Origin of the sequence: Rheinheimera sp. EpRS3 (assembly GCF_001513785.1) — a bacterium.
Lineage (GTDB): Bacteria > Pseudomonadota > Gammaproteobacteria > Enterobacterales > Alteromonadaceae > Alishewanella.
This window is the reverse complement of record NZ_LNQS01000001.1, coordinates 216,225-231,042: the sequence shown is the minus strand read 5'-3', so window position 1 is coordinate 231,042 and position 14,818 is coordinate 216,225. Positions and strand designations below refer to the sequence as shown.

General features: G+C 51.1%; 14 protein-coding genes. 7 read left to right on the top strand and 7 right to left on the bottom strand.

What is annotated here, in order from left to right; all coding sequences use genetic code 11:
* Positions 1–139 precede the first annotated feature (139 nt).
* Together AR688_RS01005 and AR688_RS01000 are read left to right on the top strand one after the other, a co-directional pair.
* Positions 140–931, top strand: a complete 792-nt coding sequence (locus AR688_RS01005; RefSeq protein ID WP_068227928.1) for an alpha/beta fold hydrolase — start codon at positions 140–142, stop codon at positions 929–931.
* Positions 932–1,009: 78 nt separating this feature from the next.
* Positions 1,010–2,023, top strand: a complete 1,014-nt coding sequence (locus AR688_RS01000; protein ID WP_068227926.1) for an alpha/beta hydrolase — start codon at positions 1,010–1,012, stop codon at positions 2,021–2,023.
* A gap of 66 nt (positions 2,024–2,089) precedes the next feature.
* On the opposite strand, the gene AR688_RS00995 is transcribed toward AR688_RS01000, so the two are convergent.
* The 3 genes from AR688_RS00995 to AR688_RS00985 are packed head-to-tail and all read right to left on the bottom strand — an operon-like array spanning position 2,090 to position 4,705.
* On the bottom strand, positions 2,090–3,142 hold the full coding sequence (locus AR688_RS00995; RefSeq protein ID WP_068227924.1) for a DUF2955 domain-containing protein: 1,053 nt from the start codon (positions 3,140–3,142) through the stop codon (positions 2,090–2,092).
* Positions 3,143–3,152: 10 nt separating this feature from the next.
* Positions 3,153–4,217, bottom strand: coding sequence for an HlyD family secretion protein (locus AR688_RS00990; RefSeq protein WP_068227922.1), 1,065 nt, complete (start codon positions 4,215–4,217; stop codon positions 3,153–3,155).
* A complete protein-coding gene (locus AR688_RS00985) occupies positions 4,214–4,705 on the bottom strand; it encodes a MarR family winged helix-turn-helix transcriptional regulator (RefSeq protein ID WP_068227919.1) in 492 nt (163 codons plus the stop codon). Before AR688_RS00985 ends, AR688_RS00990 begins: the two co-directional genes overlap by 4 nt.
* A 197-nt stretch (positions 4,706–4,902) precedes the next feature.
* On the opposite strand from AR688_RS00985, the gene AR688_RS00980 reads away from it, so the two are divergent.
* Entirely contained in the window at positions 4,903–5,832 is a 930-nt protein-coding gene (locus AR688_RS00980; protein WP_068227917.1) for a M14 family metallopeptidase, read from the top strand.
* A gap of 25 nt (positions 5,833–5,857) precedes the next feature.
* On the opposite strand, the gene AR688_RS00975 is transcribed toward AR688_RS00980, so the two are convergent.
* Positions 5,858–6,268 (bottom strand): hypothetical protein, encoded by a 411-nt coding sequence (locus AR688_RS00975; protein WP_156420186.1) that lies wholly within the window; start codon positions 6,266–6,268, stop codon positions 5,858–5,860.
* A gap of 74 nt (positions 6,269–6,342) precedes the next feature.
* Positions 6,343–7,242, bottom strand: coding sequence for a LysR family transcriptional regulator (locus AR688_RS00970; protein WP_068227914.1), 900 nt, complete (start codon positions 7,240–7,242; stop codon positions 6,343–6,345).
* An 89-nt stretch (positions 7,243–7,331) separates the two neighbouring features.
* Between AR688_RS00970 and AR688_RS00965 the strand changes: the two genes are divergently transcribed.
* Positions 7,332–8,267: a DMT family transporter gene (locus AR688_RS00965; RefSeq protein ID WP_068231010.1), complete on the top strand. Its 936-nt coding sequence runs from the start codon at positions 7,332–7,334 to the stop codon at positions 8,265–8,267.
* Between the two features lie 102 nt (positions 8,268–8,369).
* Here the strand turns inward: AR688_RS00965 and AR688_RS00960 are convergent, their stop codons facing one another.
* Together AR688_RS00960 and AR688_RS00955 are read right to left on the bottom strand one after the other, a co-directional pair.
* Positions 8,370–9,830 (bottom strand): aminoacyl-histidine dipeptidase, encoded by a 1,461-nt coding sequence (locus tag AR688_RS00960; RefSeq protein WP_068227912.1) that lies wholly within the window; start codon positions 9,828–9,830, stop codon positions 8,370–8,372.
* A 107-nt stretch (positions 9,831–9,937) separates the two neighbouring features.
* A complete protein-coding gene (locus AR688_RS00955; RefSeq protein ID WP_231731880.1) occupies positions 9,938–12,847 on the bottom strand; it encodes a ligand-binding sensor domain-containing diguanylate cyclase in 2,910 nt (969 codons plus the stop codon).
* Between the two features lie 229 nt (positions 12,848–13,076).
* On the opposite strand from AR688_RS00955, the gene AR688_RS00950 reads away from it, so the two are divergent.
* The 3 genes from AR688_RS00950 (at position 13,077) to rpoZ (ending at position 14,733) form a co-directional block, all read left to right on the top strand.
* Complete coding sequence (locus AR688_RS00950) at positions 13,077–13,559, top strand: DUF4442 domain-containing protein (RefSeq protein ID WP_068227909.1); 483 nt, start codon at positions 13,077–13,079, stop codon at positions 13,557–13,559.
* A gap of 220 nt (positions 13,560–13,779) precedes the next feature.
* A complete protein-coding gene (gene gmk / locus AR688_RS00945; protein ID WP_068231004.1) occupies positions 13,780–14,412 on the top strand; it encodes a guanylate kinase in 633 nt (210 codons plus the stop codon).
* A 45-nt stretch (positions 14,413–14,457) separates the two neighbouring features.
* Entirely contained in the window at positions 14,458–14,733 is a 276-nt protein-coding gene (gene rpoZ, locus AR688_RS00940) for a DNA-directed RNA polymerase subunit omega (protein ID WP_027670380.1), read from the top strand.
* The last annotated feature ends 85 nt before the right edge of the window (positions 14,734–14,818 follow it).

Here is a 14,818-nt window from a genome sequence, read left to right as displayed (position 1 = left end):
TTAGACAATATGACGCCAAAAGACAAGATTAACCGCCTAATATACTCCCAACGCTTGCAACTGAATGCAGCTAAGCAGTACGCCACTTTAGGCATGACGTTAACCAACGAAAACATTATTAACTGAACAGGAATACATTATGACTAAGTTCAAATTTCGCCACATCGCCGCTGCTGTTGCTACTACAGCTTTAACATTAAGCAGTGCCGCCTTTGCCGCAGAAAAACCCACTGTAGTACTGGTACATGGCGCCTTTGCTGAATCATCCAGTTGGAATGGCGTAGCCGCTAACCTGCTGCAACAAGGCTACCCGGTGGTTGCCGTTGCTAACCCGCTGCGCAGTTTAAGTGGCGATGCCGACTATGTTGCCAGCCTGGTAAAACAAACCAGCGGCCCGGTTGTACTGGTTGGTCACTCGTACGGTGGTGCGGTGATCAGCAACGCTGTACAGGACAACACTAATGTTACCGCCCTGGTATATGTTGCCGCCTTTGCCCCGGAGCAAGGCGAAACAGTACTGGAATTGTCTGGCCGTTACCCAGGCAGCACGTTAGGCCCGACCCTGGCAGCGCCGGTGATACTAAAAGACGGCAATAAAGACTTATACATCCAACAAGACAAATTCGGTGAGCAGTTTGCTGCCGATGTACCGGCGGCCGACGCCGTGCTGATGGCCGCTACCCAGCGCCCTATTACTGAATTGGCATTAACCGAAGCTGCCGGCAAGCCGGCCTGGCACACAGTACCGTCATGGGCCATTTATGGCACTGCCGATAAGAATATTCCGGCGGTAGCAATGAAATTTATGGCACAGCGGGCTAAGGCGAAAAAAATCGTTGAAGTGCCGGATGCGTCTCATGTGGTGATGACATCTCACCCGGATAAAGTCGCCGCGCTGATTGTTGAAGCAGCCACGGCCACCACGAAATAACTGCCGCTAATACGGCACACTGAACCGATATTGATACTAAACGAACATAAACGAACTGAATAGATTGAGGGCTCTACCATGAAAACATTAAACACAGTTATCACAGCCAGCCTGTTAGCCTTAAGTATCGGCAATGCGTTTGCCGCCGGCTCACCGGGTGTTGAAACTCAGACCCAGGGCTTTTTAAATGCCTTAGCCCAGGGCGGCGGTAAGCCACTGGAGCAGTTATCAGTAGCCGATGCCCGTGCTGTGCTGGTGGGGGCGCAACAAGGTGCTACTTTGCCAGCGGCAGATGTCAGCGAAAAAACCATTAAAGTCGATGGCCAGAGCATTAAACTGGTGATTGTAAAACCAAAAGGCACTAAAGGTACGTTACCGGCCTTTATGTTCTTCCACGGTGGTGGCTGGGTATTGGGCGATTTTCCCACGCACGAGCGTTTAATCCGTGACTTAGTACAGCGCTCGGGTGCCGTAGCGGTGTATGTCGATTACACCCCGTCACCGGAAGCGAAATACCCAACCGCGATTAACCAGGCTTATGCGGCAACCCAATGGGTGGCAAAGAATGGTAAAGAGATTGGCGTCGATGGCAGCCGTTTAGCGGTAGCGGGGAATAGCGTGGGCGGTAATATGGCGGCAGTAGTGGCGTTAAAGGCCAAAGCAGAAGGTACGCCAGCGCTGAAGTTCCAACTGCTGCTGTGGCCGGTAACCGATGCCAGCTTTAACAATACCTCGTATCAAACTTATGCTGAGGGCCATTTCTTAACCCGCAATATGATGCAGTGGTTTTGGGATAACTACACCACCAGTCAGGAAGAGCGTAACGACATTTATGCTTCACCACTGCGTGCTACCCCTGAGCAGTTAAAGGGCTTACCACCGGCATTAATCCAAACAGCAGAAATGGACGTGCTGCGTGATGAAGGCGAAGCTTATGGCCGCCATCTGAATGCCGCCGGTGTAACCGTAACCACAGTGCGCTACAACGGCATGATCCACGACTTTGGTTTGCTGAATGTGTTAAGCGATGTACCGGCAGTACAGGATGCTTTAGACCAGGCCGGCCGCGAGTTAAAAGACCATCTTAAATAAGTAAACAGCCCGCAGAAAAGACCCCGCCCGGGGTCTTTTTGTTTTATAGCGTCAGCCCATAAACCGCTAGGTTTGCAGCCGCGTAGCGCTAAAGCGGTTGAGTAAATGGTGCATAAGATACACGGCAATTAAGGTACAGATCACCGAAATAGCCACCGAGCTAAAGCGATACAGCGCGCTGTATACCAAATCTTTTTCTGGCGTAAGATACTGGCCAAATAAAATGCCCATGGTGGTCATAGCGCCAAAACCGGCACCGGCCTGGCCGCCTTCAAACATATGATGCCGGGCAAACAGCATGATGCTAAGCCACATTGCCAGCGCGACAAACAGCAGCACACCGGCATGGTTATACAGCAGCAGTTGGATCAACAACCCAACATTACAGCCCACTAACGTGCCGATTGCCCGGTTCCAGCCGGCTTTACCGGCACCGTGCCAGTTTAGCGGAAACAATACCAGCACCGATGCCACCTGCGCTGACAGCGAATCTACCAGATCAAAGCTTTGAAATACCAAAAACGATAAGGTCGCCACAGTGGTAGCCAGGATCACCTCATGGCGCTGGTTACTTAGCGGTTTAACCGGCAATTGCCGCCCTTGCCGTGCTGTGGTGTCCGGAAACAGGGTATACATTAAAAAGGTAATAAGCAGGGTTACCACACCGGCCACCAGGTTAGACATCACAATATCGCTGACCTGGGTAACAGGCGCCGGATAACTGGCAAAGTGCAGCTGCATGGATAAGCCCACCATGGTCATGGCGCCAAACAGAAAATTGACACCACGTGTCATGCAGCGAAATAAAAAGCCAAACTGCAAAATAACCAGCAGTGTCATCGCCAGTGGCTTGTCACCAAACAGGCCCTGCAATAGCAAAATGCTGACACTGACAAACAACGTACTGGCAATAAACTGGCGCAGTATATGGGTATTAAGCACCGGCACCAGCCCCAGCAATAACATGGGGTTAACGACAAAAAAAGTACCGTAACTCCAGCCCATTAGCTTGCACAGCACAAACCCCAAAGTACCGGCAAAAGCAATACGCAAACACTGGCGCAGATCGTTACTGCTTAGCTGCAATTTTTGTGGCGTAATGCTCAGGGGCGAAGACATAGCCGCTACCTTAATAGATATAATGCAGCAGGCTGATAAACCGCGCCTGCATCTGCCCCAACCAACTGGCCGGGCCATCAGCCGGATACAACTGCACCGTGGCACGCGCGCCGCTGGGTAAAGCTGCCAGCACCTGATCATTATCATTTAACCCAAGGTGCAAACGCAGGTACTGCGCATCGCGCACCCAGCGATCAGAATTTTCCGGGTTAGCCAGGCTGCCATCGGCCGGCAACTGGCCGTCTTTTACCCCTGCATCAACCGACACTACCGTTGCCGCAAACACCTGGCCTGGCAGGCTGTCAAACATGATGCTGGCTGTAGTACCGACGCTAACCTTCATCAGCGATTTTTCACGAAAATCGGCAATAATATCGGCTTTCGCTGCCACCAACGCAGCCAGCGTTTTACCGGCAGTAGCATAGTTGCCGGGTACCAGTTGCAGGTTGCTTATAACGCCATCTACTTTGGCCTGTACAGCGGTGTACTGCAGGTTTAGCCTGGCATTGGCTAAATTATTGCTGGCCTGGCGCAGCAACAGGTTGTCATCACCACTGGCCCCGCGGCGCACCACCAGCTCGTTTACCTGGGCTTTAGCGGCCTCTACCTGTGCCAAAGCACCGGTGTAATTGGCGCGGGTTTGATCAACCAACTGCTGCGATACGCTTTTGCTGCCAATAAGCTGCCCCAGCCGCTTTACTTCCAACGCCAGCTCATCGGCACTGGCCTGATACGCCGCTACACTGGCGCGGGCTGCGGCAATAGCGGCCTCCAGTTGGGCGTTTTCCTGCTTTGCCGCTTCCAGCGCCAGTTCGGCTTTGTCTACCGCCAGCACGTAAGCGCGCTGATCCAACGTAAACAACGTATCACCGGCTTTTACCGGCTGGTTGTTTTGCACCAGCACTTGCGTTACCTGGCCGCTCACGTCGGGCGCTATGCCCACCACAGGGTGCATTACCCGCGCCTGGGTGCTTAGCGGCATCCAGATATCTGCACAAATAAAATAGGCAAAGGCCATAACAAATACGGCTAACGCACCCTGTACCCAGCGTTTAAAAATCTGATCCGGTGTCATGCTTTATTCTCTGTAGCAGTAGCAAGCAGCAAAGTACGGGCGTTACGCTCCATAATGTCTAACGACTGCATCAACTGCTGTACCGCAGCCGGGGTTAAATCCTGGTACAGCGCCTGGCGGATTTGCATAGTGCGCTCAATCAGCTTCGCCAGCATCTGCTGTCCGGTTGCGGTGAAATACAAACACTGCGCTCTTTTATCGCTAGGGTGTGGCTGGCGCTGCAGCATATCCTGCTCTACCAGCTGGCTAAGAGTGCGGCTTAGCGACGGCATTTCTATACCCAGCTCCTGCGCCAGTGCTTGTTGGGTAGCGCCTTCGCCCAACATTTTCAGGTGCAACATCGCTGTCCAGCGCGCTTCGGTCATATCCAGCGATTGCACCGATGCAGTAATAGCACTGCGCCATAAGCGATGCACCCGCCCTATCTGGTTACCCAGCGGCACTTTCAGCATGGCTTTCATTTCAGTCAGGTTGGTGATATCAGTCATTACATGCCTATAAATTAGTTAGCATGCTAAGCATTGTATGGCTGATAATATACTTAGCAAGCTAACTATATTAATACTGCGGTAAACGGCGTTTTGAACAAGTTAAATGCAGCGGTAATGGCCGTTGTGGCAGCATCAATGGTATAGTTGTGCCATGTTTTACGCTGCCGCCGGCAGCCTTTATTACAGGAATACGCATGAACACTATTTACCATATTGGCACTGTCGGCCAGGCTTGGGGCGCAGCAGAAACGGCGCAATGGCTTAGCGAACAACAGATAAAACGCAGTTTCTTCGACGATGTATTACCGGCGATTACAGCACTGCAAAACGAGTTTGATGTTGAGCAATACGGCGAGCTGAATTATCAGCAGGTTTGCGGCAAAACCTACCCGATGTATGCGGTAAAAAGCCGCAATTGGCAAAGCGATAAACCCACTATTTTAGTGAGCGGTGGTGTGCATGGTTATGAAACCAGTGGTGTGCATGGTGCGCTGCGGTTTTTACAAACCAAGGCCAAAGCTTACAGCGACAAAGTAAACGTATTGGTGTTGCCCTGTATCAGCCCCTGGGGTTATGAAACTATCAACCGCTGGAACCCACAGGCGATAGATCCAAACCGCAGTTTCAGTCCTGATGGCAAGGCAATAGAAGCACAACAGGTAAGGCAGTATCTGGCCAGCCTGAACACCCGCTTTGCGCTGCATATCGATTTACATGAAACCACAGACTCGGATAACAGCGAGTTTCGCCCGGCCAAAGCGGCCCGCGATGGCACGGTGAACAACAACTGGAATATCCCGGATGGTTATTACACGGTAGATGATGCCGAACACCCCTGCCCGGCGCTGCAAAAAGCCATTATCGACAGCGTAGCCAAGGTGACTCATATCGCCGAAGCTGATGAAAACGGCGAGTTAATCGGCGAGAAAATTGCGCAGTTTGGTGTGATTAACTATGCCAAAGCCAGCCTGGGTTTATGCGGCAGCGTAACCGATGCGCCCCTGGTAAGCACTACAGAAGTATACCCGGATAGCCCAAGCGCCACGCCAGAGCAATGTATTCAGGCCCAGGTAGCCGCTATTATTGGCGCGCTGGATTATTTGCTGCAGTCGCCTCAACGATGAACACCGGTTTAAGATTGAAGCAGCGCTAGTTCTGTTGTTTATCAGCAAATGCTTTTGCCCGGCGTAGATACTTTATTACCCGGGCTTCTTCTTCGTTAATCGGATCCTTGCCAATATAAGTCGACTCACGCTCAAGCTTTTGCTGCGTTTCAATATTTTCCTTAAATAACAACATTTCAGCTTCAGATAATTGCGCCCACATGCCGGTGCGGTCAGAAGCCAGTTCACACTTTCTCGGTATGGATTCTAATACCAGAATAGACCCCAGCGAATAAAAACGGCTGTCGTAAATACAGCCCAGCAATTTCCCGCGGTCGACAAACAACTCCCACGGAATGCCGCCGTTACCTATGGCAGCCCCCTCTTCTTTCTCTACAAAAGCCTGCGAAAATGCGTTAAAGCTAACAAGAGCAATCAACAAATATCTGAGTTTCAAATTTAATTATCCTGAATAAGGGACACATACTCACCATGTAAAACTAATACGCTGAAATTTACAATTAAATGTTACTAATACTCTGCCGGTGCGGCTTGCAGTAGATATTCAATAAGCAAACGCAGGCGCAGGGGTTGGTTATCGCGGTCGCGGTATAACAGATAGGTTTTACGCAGCGGCCCCAGCCAGTCTGTGGCCAGCGCAACCAGCCTGCCCTGCTGCATATGCTCCTGCACCACCCGGCGCGGCAAATAACCAATACCTACGCCGGCTTCAACTGCTTGCATGGCAATATTCATATCATCAACAAACAGCCGGACATTGCCCTGCGGGCGAAAGTCAAAGGACTCGCGGCGTTGCTGATGCTCAAAACGCCAGACATTAATCGGGCTGCTGACAACCAGCGGATAGTTTATCAGCTCAGACGGGTGCTGAATGTGATGCCACTGCGTGGCCTGGCTGCCGGCACACAGTAACGATTGCACATTGGTTAGTGGCCTGGCGATCCAGCCTTGCAGTGCCGGCTCGCCTACGCGGATCGCCAAATCAATCGCATGTTCGCTAACATCAATAACCCAGTTTGACATGCGAATGTCTAAATCAATCTTGGGATAGCGTAACTGAAACTGATTCAATGCGCCCGCCAGCCAGCGGTAAGTGGTATTTACCGGTACTGCAATACGCAGCAAACCGGCAGGCTCATGTTTCTCCGCCTGCAAGTCACCGGAAATATCATTCAGCTCGTTAAACAAAGGGCCGCAGCGCTGTAAATATTGCTGGCCGGTGCCGGTCAGGTTAATACGATGCGCATCGCGGTGCAGCAAACGTAATCCCAGCGCTTGTTCCAGCGCATTAATGCGCCGGCTTAGTGTAGACGGCGGAATACCTACCTGCTCTGCCGCCTGGCGAAAACTTCCGGCTTGTGCCACCAGCCAAAACAGCCGCATATCATCCAAAGAGTAGTTAGGTTTCATTTTTGGTATTTAACCTGCTATTAGTTGATATTTATTTTATTTATGAAACAAATAAACTATACGGCAAGTTAAACTGCCAGAGCAATAGCATGAGCCGCCAATCGCCATTCGTTACCATTTTATTATTGTTAATCAGTATCTTTTGCTGGGGCAGCGTGTTTCCTGTATCAAAACTGGTGCTGGACCAGATGTCGCAAAACTCTTTGGTGGTATGGCGTTTCAGCATTGCCGCGCTGTGTTTAGTAGCCTGCCTGCTGGTTAAGCGTGAGCGCTGGCCGATGCTGAGTTTTAAGCAATATGCCTGGCTGTTGTTTATCAGCCTGATAGGCGTAGGTGGTTTTAATTTATTGCTGTTTACCGGCGTTAAACACACTGCAGCCACTAACGGCGCTTTAGTTATGGCTTTAAGCCCGTTAGTCACCGCGTTGATGGTTGCCGCACTGTCACGGAAATGGTTAAGCAGAACGCAAGCGCTTAGTTTAAGCATTGGTCTGGCCGGCGTACTGCTGGTTATTACCAAAGGCAGCTGGCAGACACTGGCGCAATTCCAGTTTAATCAGGGCGACCTGACCATTATCATCGCGATGTTGTTATGGTCAGCCTACACCACTGCATCGCAAAAGGTGACCGGATGGTTACCCCTGCTGCCATTTACGCTGGTGAGCATGCTGGCGGGTGATGCCTTTATTCTTGCGTTCAATAGCATACAGGGCGGTATTCACCCGGTTACAGAATTACTACAGTTGCCACTGCAGGGGATCATGGCGGTTATCTATATTGGAGTCTTTGGCACTGTGGTGGGTTATGTGTTTTTTCTCAACGCAGTACAACGGTTGGGCTCAGCACCGGCGGCATTGTTTTTTAACTTAATTCCGGTGTGTGCCGCTCTGACAGCAATCATAATGGGCCAAACCGTCACTCCGGTACAAATCAGCGGTATGGCCATAGTGCTATGTGGCTTAATGTTGCCACAGTTGATGAAACTGCTGCGGCCACGCACGGCAGAGCAGCCTTGTCAGAGCTAACCTGACACCAATAAAGCTGGCAAATGAATGAATGTAAAAAGGGCAAAGCAGGCATTCCGCTTCGCCCTTTACAGTAGCACAGCTTAACTAAAAGCTGATAGTTTAGCTGCGCTCAGGAATGCGCTCCAGCACTGCCAGCAGCAGTTCCCAGTACTGGCCTACAGTAGTGATATTAACCATTTCATCCGGGCCGTGCGGGAAGCGGATGGTGGGGCCTATCGACACCATATCCATATCCGGGTACGGCTTTTTAAACAGGCCGCATTCTAAACCGGCATGAATCACCATAATGACCGGGTCTTTGTGGTAAATGTCTTTGTAGGTTTGGTTTACTATCGCCATTACCGGTGAATCCGGGTTGGGTTTCCAGCCAGGGTAGGCACCGCTGAATTTCACTTCTGCGCCGGCTAATTGTGCCAGTGAGCCAAGCATGCTTTGCACCTGTTCACGGCCGGAATCAATTAACGAGCGGATTAAACACAAAACCTGCACGCTGTTATCTTTAGTGGTGATCACGCCCATATTCAGCGAGGTTTCGGTAACACCGGCCACTTCATCGCTCATGCGCATTACGCCGTTGGGGCAGACATTTAACAGGTTGATAAGCGTGCTTTGCGCTGCTGGCGTTAATACCTGCGCCGGTGTGGTCACTTCAACCAGGCTTAGTTTTAATGCCGGCTCTACGGCGGCCAGTTCAAACTGTAACAGAGCTTCAAACTCTGCTACGGCCTGTTGTAACTGCGCCAGCTTTGCCGCTGGTACCGTTAAGGTAACACTGGCTTCGCGCGGAATGGCATTGCGCAATGAGCCGCCGTTAAAGGCCGCTACGGCCAATTGCAGTGCTGCAGTGTGATCGGCTAAAAAGCGCGCTAACAGTTTATTGGCATTACCGCGGCCCAAATGAATATTTACCCCCGAATGGCCGCCTTTTAAGCCGGTCAGGCTCAAGGTAAACGCCGTTACGTCGTTCGCGGGCGTTTGCCACTGCGCTGGTACGGTAAATTCAGCGTCTACGCCACCGGCGCAGCCCATATAAATTTCGCCTTCCTGCTCCGAATCGGTATTGATCAGAATTTCGGCTTGCAGCATGCCTGGTTCTACACCAAAGGCACCGGTCATACCGGCCTCTTCATCTATTGTCAGCAGCACTTCCAGCGGGCCGTGTTTAATATCACTGCTGCCTAAAATAGCCAGCGCTGATGCCATACCAATACCATTGTCGGCGCCTAAGGTAGTGCCGTTGGCTTTTACCCAATCGCCGTCAAGATAAGCTTCAATCGGGTCTTTGGTAAAATCATGCACTTTGTCGGCGTTTTTCTGCGGCACCATATCCAGGTGCGCCTGAATCACCACAGTTTTGCGGTTTTCAAAGCCGGCGGTTGCTGGCTTTTTAATAATCAGGTTACCGACTTTGTCTTCCAGCACGCTTAAGCCTTTATCGCGCGCCCAGGCCTGAATATGTTGGCTTAAGGCTTGCTCGTGCTTGGACGGGTGCGGGATGGCGCAAATTTGTGCGAACCATTGCCATAATGGCTGCGGATATAAATTTGATAATGCTGACACTACAGGCTCCTGTATTACTGGCGCGGCAAAAAGCTTACCGGCGAAAAGGCAGCTATTTTAGCACAGCGGGCAGCCGGCTTCACAGTGTCGGCGCTAACGCGAAGATATCAGCCTGGCTGCGTAGTAAAGTCTTTGTTACTGATGGCGTGCAGTTTACCTTCGGCCAGTAAACTGGTTATGGAAGCGGTGTCTGTCAGCATATCGGCTGGCAGCGGAGCAACAGCCAGCAACAGCATATAGCCATCGCGGCCATGCTCTTTTACCCAGTACAGCGCCTGATCAGCCAGACGCAGGCTATGCTGCCAGTTCCAGTCTGTTAGCTGCGCCACCGCACCAATTGAGCAGGTTAACGGTTGTTGCAGGGCCATATTTTTTTGCCAGGGGTATTGGCGTATAGCATCCTGAATACGCTGCAACACTAACTCGGCGTCTTCACTGTGTTCGAGGATCAATAAAAACTCCTCCCCGCCCCAGCGAATTGCGTGATCAGAACCCCGGCTGTTCTGGCGCAGAATATCGGCCACCACCATTAATATATTGTCACCGGTTTGATGGCCGAGGCTGTCATTGATGCGTTTAAAGTAATCCAGATCGAGCAAAACCCAGATCAGCGGTTCGGCGTGGCGGTTTGCACGCGCTAATATCTGCTGGATATTACTGTCCAGGTAATGCCTGTTGTGCAAGCCTGTCAGGGCATCCTGCATACTCATGAGTTTTAGTTTTTCATTGGCCTGGTGTAACTCCTGGGTACGAGCGGCCACCAATTTGGCTAGCTGGCGCTGCGAACGGGCCAACGCCAGCAGGCGCCAGCGGTACAGGCCCCACAATAGCAATATAAACAATACGGTTAATACACCGCGTGCCCAGGTGGTTTCATGCCAGTAGGGCGTTAAGCGTATGTCCATGGTTACTGTGTCACTCCAGCGGTAATCGGCCGCCACCCGTACCTGTACGTTAAAGCTGTAATGGCCGGGCGGCAGGTTGGTATAAAAGGCCTCGCGCCGGTTGCCCGCATCAATCCACTGGGCGTCGTAACCTTGCAACTGGTAACGAAACTGCACTGATGACGCCTGCACATAGTAAGGTGCGGTAAAACGAAAATGCCAGTCGCGCTGCTCTGGCGGTAATCTGGCTTCACTGTTGCGGTAGTGTTGATCGTCAGCAGATAGACTTTCCAGTACGGGCAGAGGCAAAGGGCCATGTTGGATTAACTGCTGCAGCGGCAGAGATACCACGCCGTCCAGTGTCGGATACCATACCCGCCCCTGATGCACCGCACCTTTGCTGCTGCCTGCGCCATTGCAGCAACGGTGTGAATCGGTGGCAGCTTCCGGCCTGCGGTCATCCACCAACATATATAACTGCTCTACGCGGCCTTCTTGCAAACTACGGTAATTTACGCGGTAAAATCCCTGAAAATTGCTGATCAACAATTGATTTTCGACCAGCTCAGCATGCAGGGCTCCGCTGCCGGGTAAACCATTTTGCTGATTAAACCATTGCCACTGCCCCGGCTGCCCCAGCACAAACCCCTGATCAAGGCCGCCAACCAATATAGTGCCATCGGCAAATTCTTTAATGGTACTAACAAAACTGCCCGACAACGGCATATCGTCAACCCGGTTAAAACCTTTGTCATCACGTAAGTACAAGCCATTTTCGGTGCCTACCCATAGCCGTTGCTGGCTGTCCGGAAACACTATCCGCACTTTGGCCTGGCGCAGTGCTTCTGGCACTTCGTGCTGCTGCAGTTCATCCTGCTGCAAATAAAACAAACCACCGTTGGTACCAACCCAAATGCGCTCATCTTCCTGCGCCAGCGTGGTTACCAGCAAATGGGCTATAGCCGCATAGTTACGCTGCCAGGCCAGTGTTGTGCCATCAAGCTGGCTTAAACCGGCGCGGGTGCCTACCCATAGCCGCAGCTGCGTGTCCAGCATCAGGCTATACACAAAGTTGTTTGGCAGGTACTGATTGGCGGTTAATGGCTGAAACTGGCCGTATTGCAGCAAAGCCAAACCATTACTGGTACCTACCAGCAAATGCTGCTGCCAGGGTATCAGAGCCCAGACATAAGGGTCGGGTATACCCTGCGCCCGGCTAAACCGCTGCGTGGATGCGCGGCGTAACCGCTTCAGACCATGAGAATGACTGCCCAGCCACAAATTGCCGTGCTTGTCCTGCAACATACTTTCAACCCAGACAAAGTTGCCCTGCTTGTCGCTGACAAAATCAGTTTCAACTAAGACACCTTTGTGCATGTTGTAAAGCTTGTCATAGGTGGTTACCCACAGTTGTTGCTGTGGGTCCCGGTAGAGTAACTCTATGCGGGTATCCGTTGGCTGCCCCGGTAAAGCTAACTTTTGCCACTGTTTGTTTTGCCAGCTAAATAACCCCAGGTTTGATCCCAGATATACATCAGTACCCTGTACGGCTATCTCAGAAATTTGCAGGGCCGACACCTGCTCGGGTGCCGGATACCACTGATAACCATCGGCATTAAGTGTGGCAAAGCCGTTTAGTGCGCCAATCCATACCGTGTCATGCTGCTGATACAGTTGAAATACCTGGCCATGGTGTTCCGCTACCGGCTGTAATTGTTCTAATTGCTCATGCCAACGGAATAACCGGGTAGCGCCAATCAGCATAGTGCCGTCTGCCAGCTCAGCAAAACTGCTTACTGCCCCCAGAGCATCCTGTTGTTGATCCAAACGGCTGAATTCATGTTGCTGCAACCGTACCAGGCCATTAACAGTGCCAACCCATAGCCGTTGCTGCGTATCTATGTGTAGTGCTGAGATCAGGTTAGAGGGTAACGCCGGAGTATTGGCGGTGTTGTATATCTTAAAGTTCAGGCCATCAAAACGGGCCAGGCCATTTTGTGTACCCAGCCAGATAAAGCCCTGGGCATCCTGTGCTATTGCCGTAACTGAAATTTGTGGCAGCCCGGCCTCTACCGACCAGATACGGTATAAGTAATCATCCTGTGTCAGCACCAAAGCTGTTGCCTGTGGCACACTCAGACAGCTTAGTAAGAGGGAAAAAAGTAACACCAGATGACAACAACGCACGTTATTAATATCCGCTACCTGCAAAAGTTAATTTCAATCCGACTTTACTATAGCTTGCTTTAACGCAGACAACAGAAACCTGACGAATGGTATTTTTTGCAGCATCAACGGTCAGGTTGCAGCAATGGTCATACCAGTGTAAGCTCAAGCCAAATTTCAATACAGGAGCCATGCTATGGCTATTTCCCTGCGCAAAGCCAACTGGGGCTTAAAATTATTCGCCTGGCGCTATATTCCGTTGATTGGCTTTTGTTCACCAAAAATTGTGCGAATGAACAGCACAACGCTGGAAGTCACCATGCCACACAGCTGGCGCACCAAAAACCATTTAGGCAGTATCTACTTTGGTGCCCTTGCTATAGGTGCTGATTTAGCTGGCGCTTTTTTAGTGTTCAGCAAAGCCAAAGCGCGTGGTGTAAATGCCAATTTTGCCTTTAAAGATGTACAAGGCCAGTTTTTAAAGCGGCCAGAAGCCACAGTGCACTTTACCAGCCATGATGGCGATGTTATTGATGCGATGATTGACGAATCGTTAGCCACAGGCGAGCGCATTAATAAGCCGGTGTCGGTAGTCATAACCTGCCCGACACTGCATGGCGACGAGCCGATGGCAACTTTTACGCTGACCTTATCCGTTAAAGCAAAAGCGAAGAAATAAAGAAAGTTACCAACAGACTATTAAGCGGGAATCGGCTTGCTCTAAATCAACCGTTGAAGGCATGGATGCCTGAGTCGAGCCTACAAGGACGTATTCACGGCGTGTTGATGTGAGCAAACCGATTTTCGCCTGCAGCCTGATGTTGAGCAATTATCTTAATTTGCAGCAACAGCCAACAGCGTCTAAAATCCGCATTCTTTCATTTTCAGGCGTCAACCCCATGCAGGAACTTGCCGGTAATCTGTTTATTATTTCGGCGCCAAGCGGCGCCGGCAAATCCAGCCTGATCCAGGCACTGTTAAAAAACCACCACGATATGCAGGTCAGCGTATCGCACACCACCCGCGCGCCACGTCCGGGCGAGCAAGATGGCGTGCACTATCACTTTATCAGCGTTGAGCAGTTTAAAGCGCTGATTGCCCAGGGTGAATTTTTAGAATGGGCCGAAGTGTTTGGTAATTACTATGGCACGTCAAAAAGCACTATTCGCGCTAGCTTAAGCCAGGGCATAGACGTTTTTCTGGACATTGACTGGCAGGGCGCGCGGCAAATCCGCCAACAGGCACCGTCGGCTAAAGGCATTTTTATTCTGCCGCCCAGCCTGGCTGAGCTGGAACAACGGTTAAACCAGCGCGGCCAGGACTCAAACGAGGTTATTGCTAAACGTATGGCGCAGGCACACAACGAAATGAGCCATGCAGACGAATACGAATACTTAATTATTAACGATAACTTTGACACCGCCTTAGCCGAGTTTGAACGCATTGTACTGGCACAGCGCAACGGCTATGGCAGCCAGGCCAGTAAGCATAACCGGTTGCTTAACCAACTGTTGGCGAAAACAGCAAATTAGCGTAAACTAGTCGGTCTTGTGATGGCCCGAACACTGGAGTGGTAAATGGCACGCGTAACTGTTCAAGATGCAGTAGATAAAATTGGTAACCGTTTTGACTTAATTCTGGTGGCCGCACGCCGTGCCCGTCAGTTAGCGGTAGAAGGCAAAGAGCCGATGGTAGATGTTGAAAACGACAAGCCTACCGTAGTTGCCCTGCGCGAAATTGAAAAAGGTTTCATTACGAATTCCGTACTGGATGAGCAGGAACGTCGCGACCAGATCCAGCAGGAAGCGTCAGAAATGGCTGCTGTAGCTGCCATTATTGGTTCAGACCACTAAAAACCCCTCCATCTGCAGGCCAGCGGCGTTTAGCCGTTGGCAACTGTGATAAATAGACGTATATTCATAATAAATCCCGCGCTTA

Bases quoted from the DNA above. Each gene is read 5' to 3' on its own strand.
- AR688_RS00950 (WP_068227909.1), top strand. From the start codon at position 13,077: ATGGCTATTTCCCTGCGCAAAGCCAACTGGGGCTTAAAATTATTCGCC.
- AR688_RS00980 (WP_068227917.1), top strand. From the start codon at position 4,903: ATGAACACTATTTACCATATTGGCACTGTCGGCCAGGCTTGGGGCGCA.
- AR688_RS00970 (WP_068227914.1), bottom strand. From the start codon at position 7,242: ATGAAACCTAACTACTCTTTGGATGATATGCGGCTGTTTTGGCTGGTG.
- AR688_RS00995 (WP_068227924.1), bottom strand. From the start codon at position 3,142: ATGTCTTCGCCCCTGAGCATTACGCCACAAAAATTGCAGCTAAGCAGT.
- gmk (WP_068231004.1), top strand. From the start codon at position 13,780: ATGCAGGAACTTGCCGGTAATCTGTTTATTATTTCGGCGCCAAGCGGC.
- AR688_RS01000 (WP_068227926.1), top strand. From the start codon at position 1,010: ATGAAAACATTAAACACAGTTATCACAGCCAGCCTGTTAGCCTTAAGT.
- AR688_RS00990 (WP_068227922.1), bottom strand. From the start codon at position 4,217: ATGACACCGGATCAGATTTTTAAACGCTGGGTACAGGGTGCGTTAGCC.
- AR688_RS01005 (WP_068227928.1), top strand. From the start codon at position 140: ATGACTAAGTTCAAATTTCGCCACATCGCCGCTGCTGTTGCTACTACA.
- rpoZ (WP_027670380.1), top strand. From the start codon at position 14,458: ATGGCACGCGTAACTGTTCAAGATGCAGTAGATAAAATTGGTAACCGT.
- AR688_RS00965 (WP_068231010.1), top strand. From the start codon at position 7,332: ATGAGCCGCCAATCGCCATTCGTTACCATTTTATTATTGTTAATCAGT.
- AR688_RS00985 (WP_068227919.1), bottom strand. From the start codon at position 4,705: ATGACTGATATCACCAACCTGACTGAAATGAAAGCCATGCTGAAAGTG.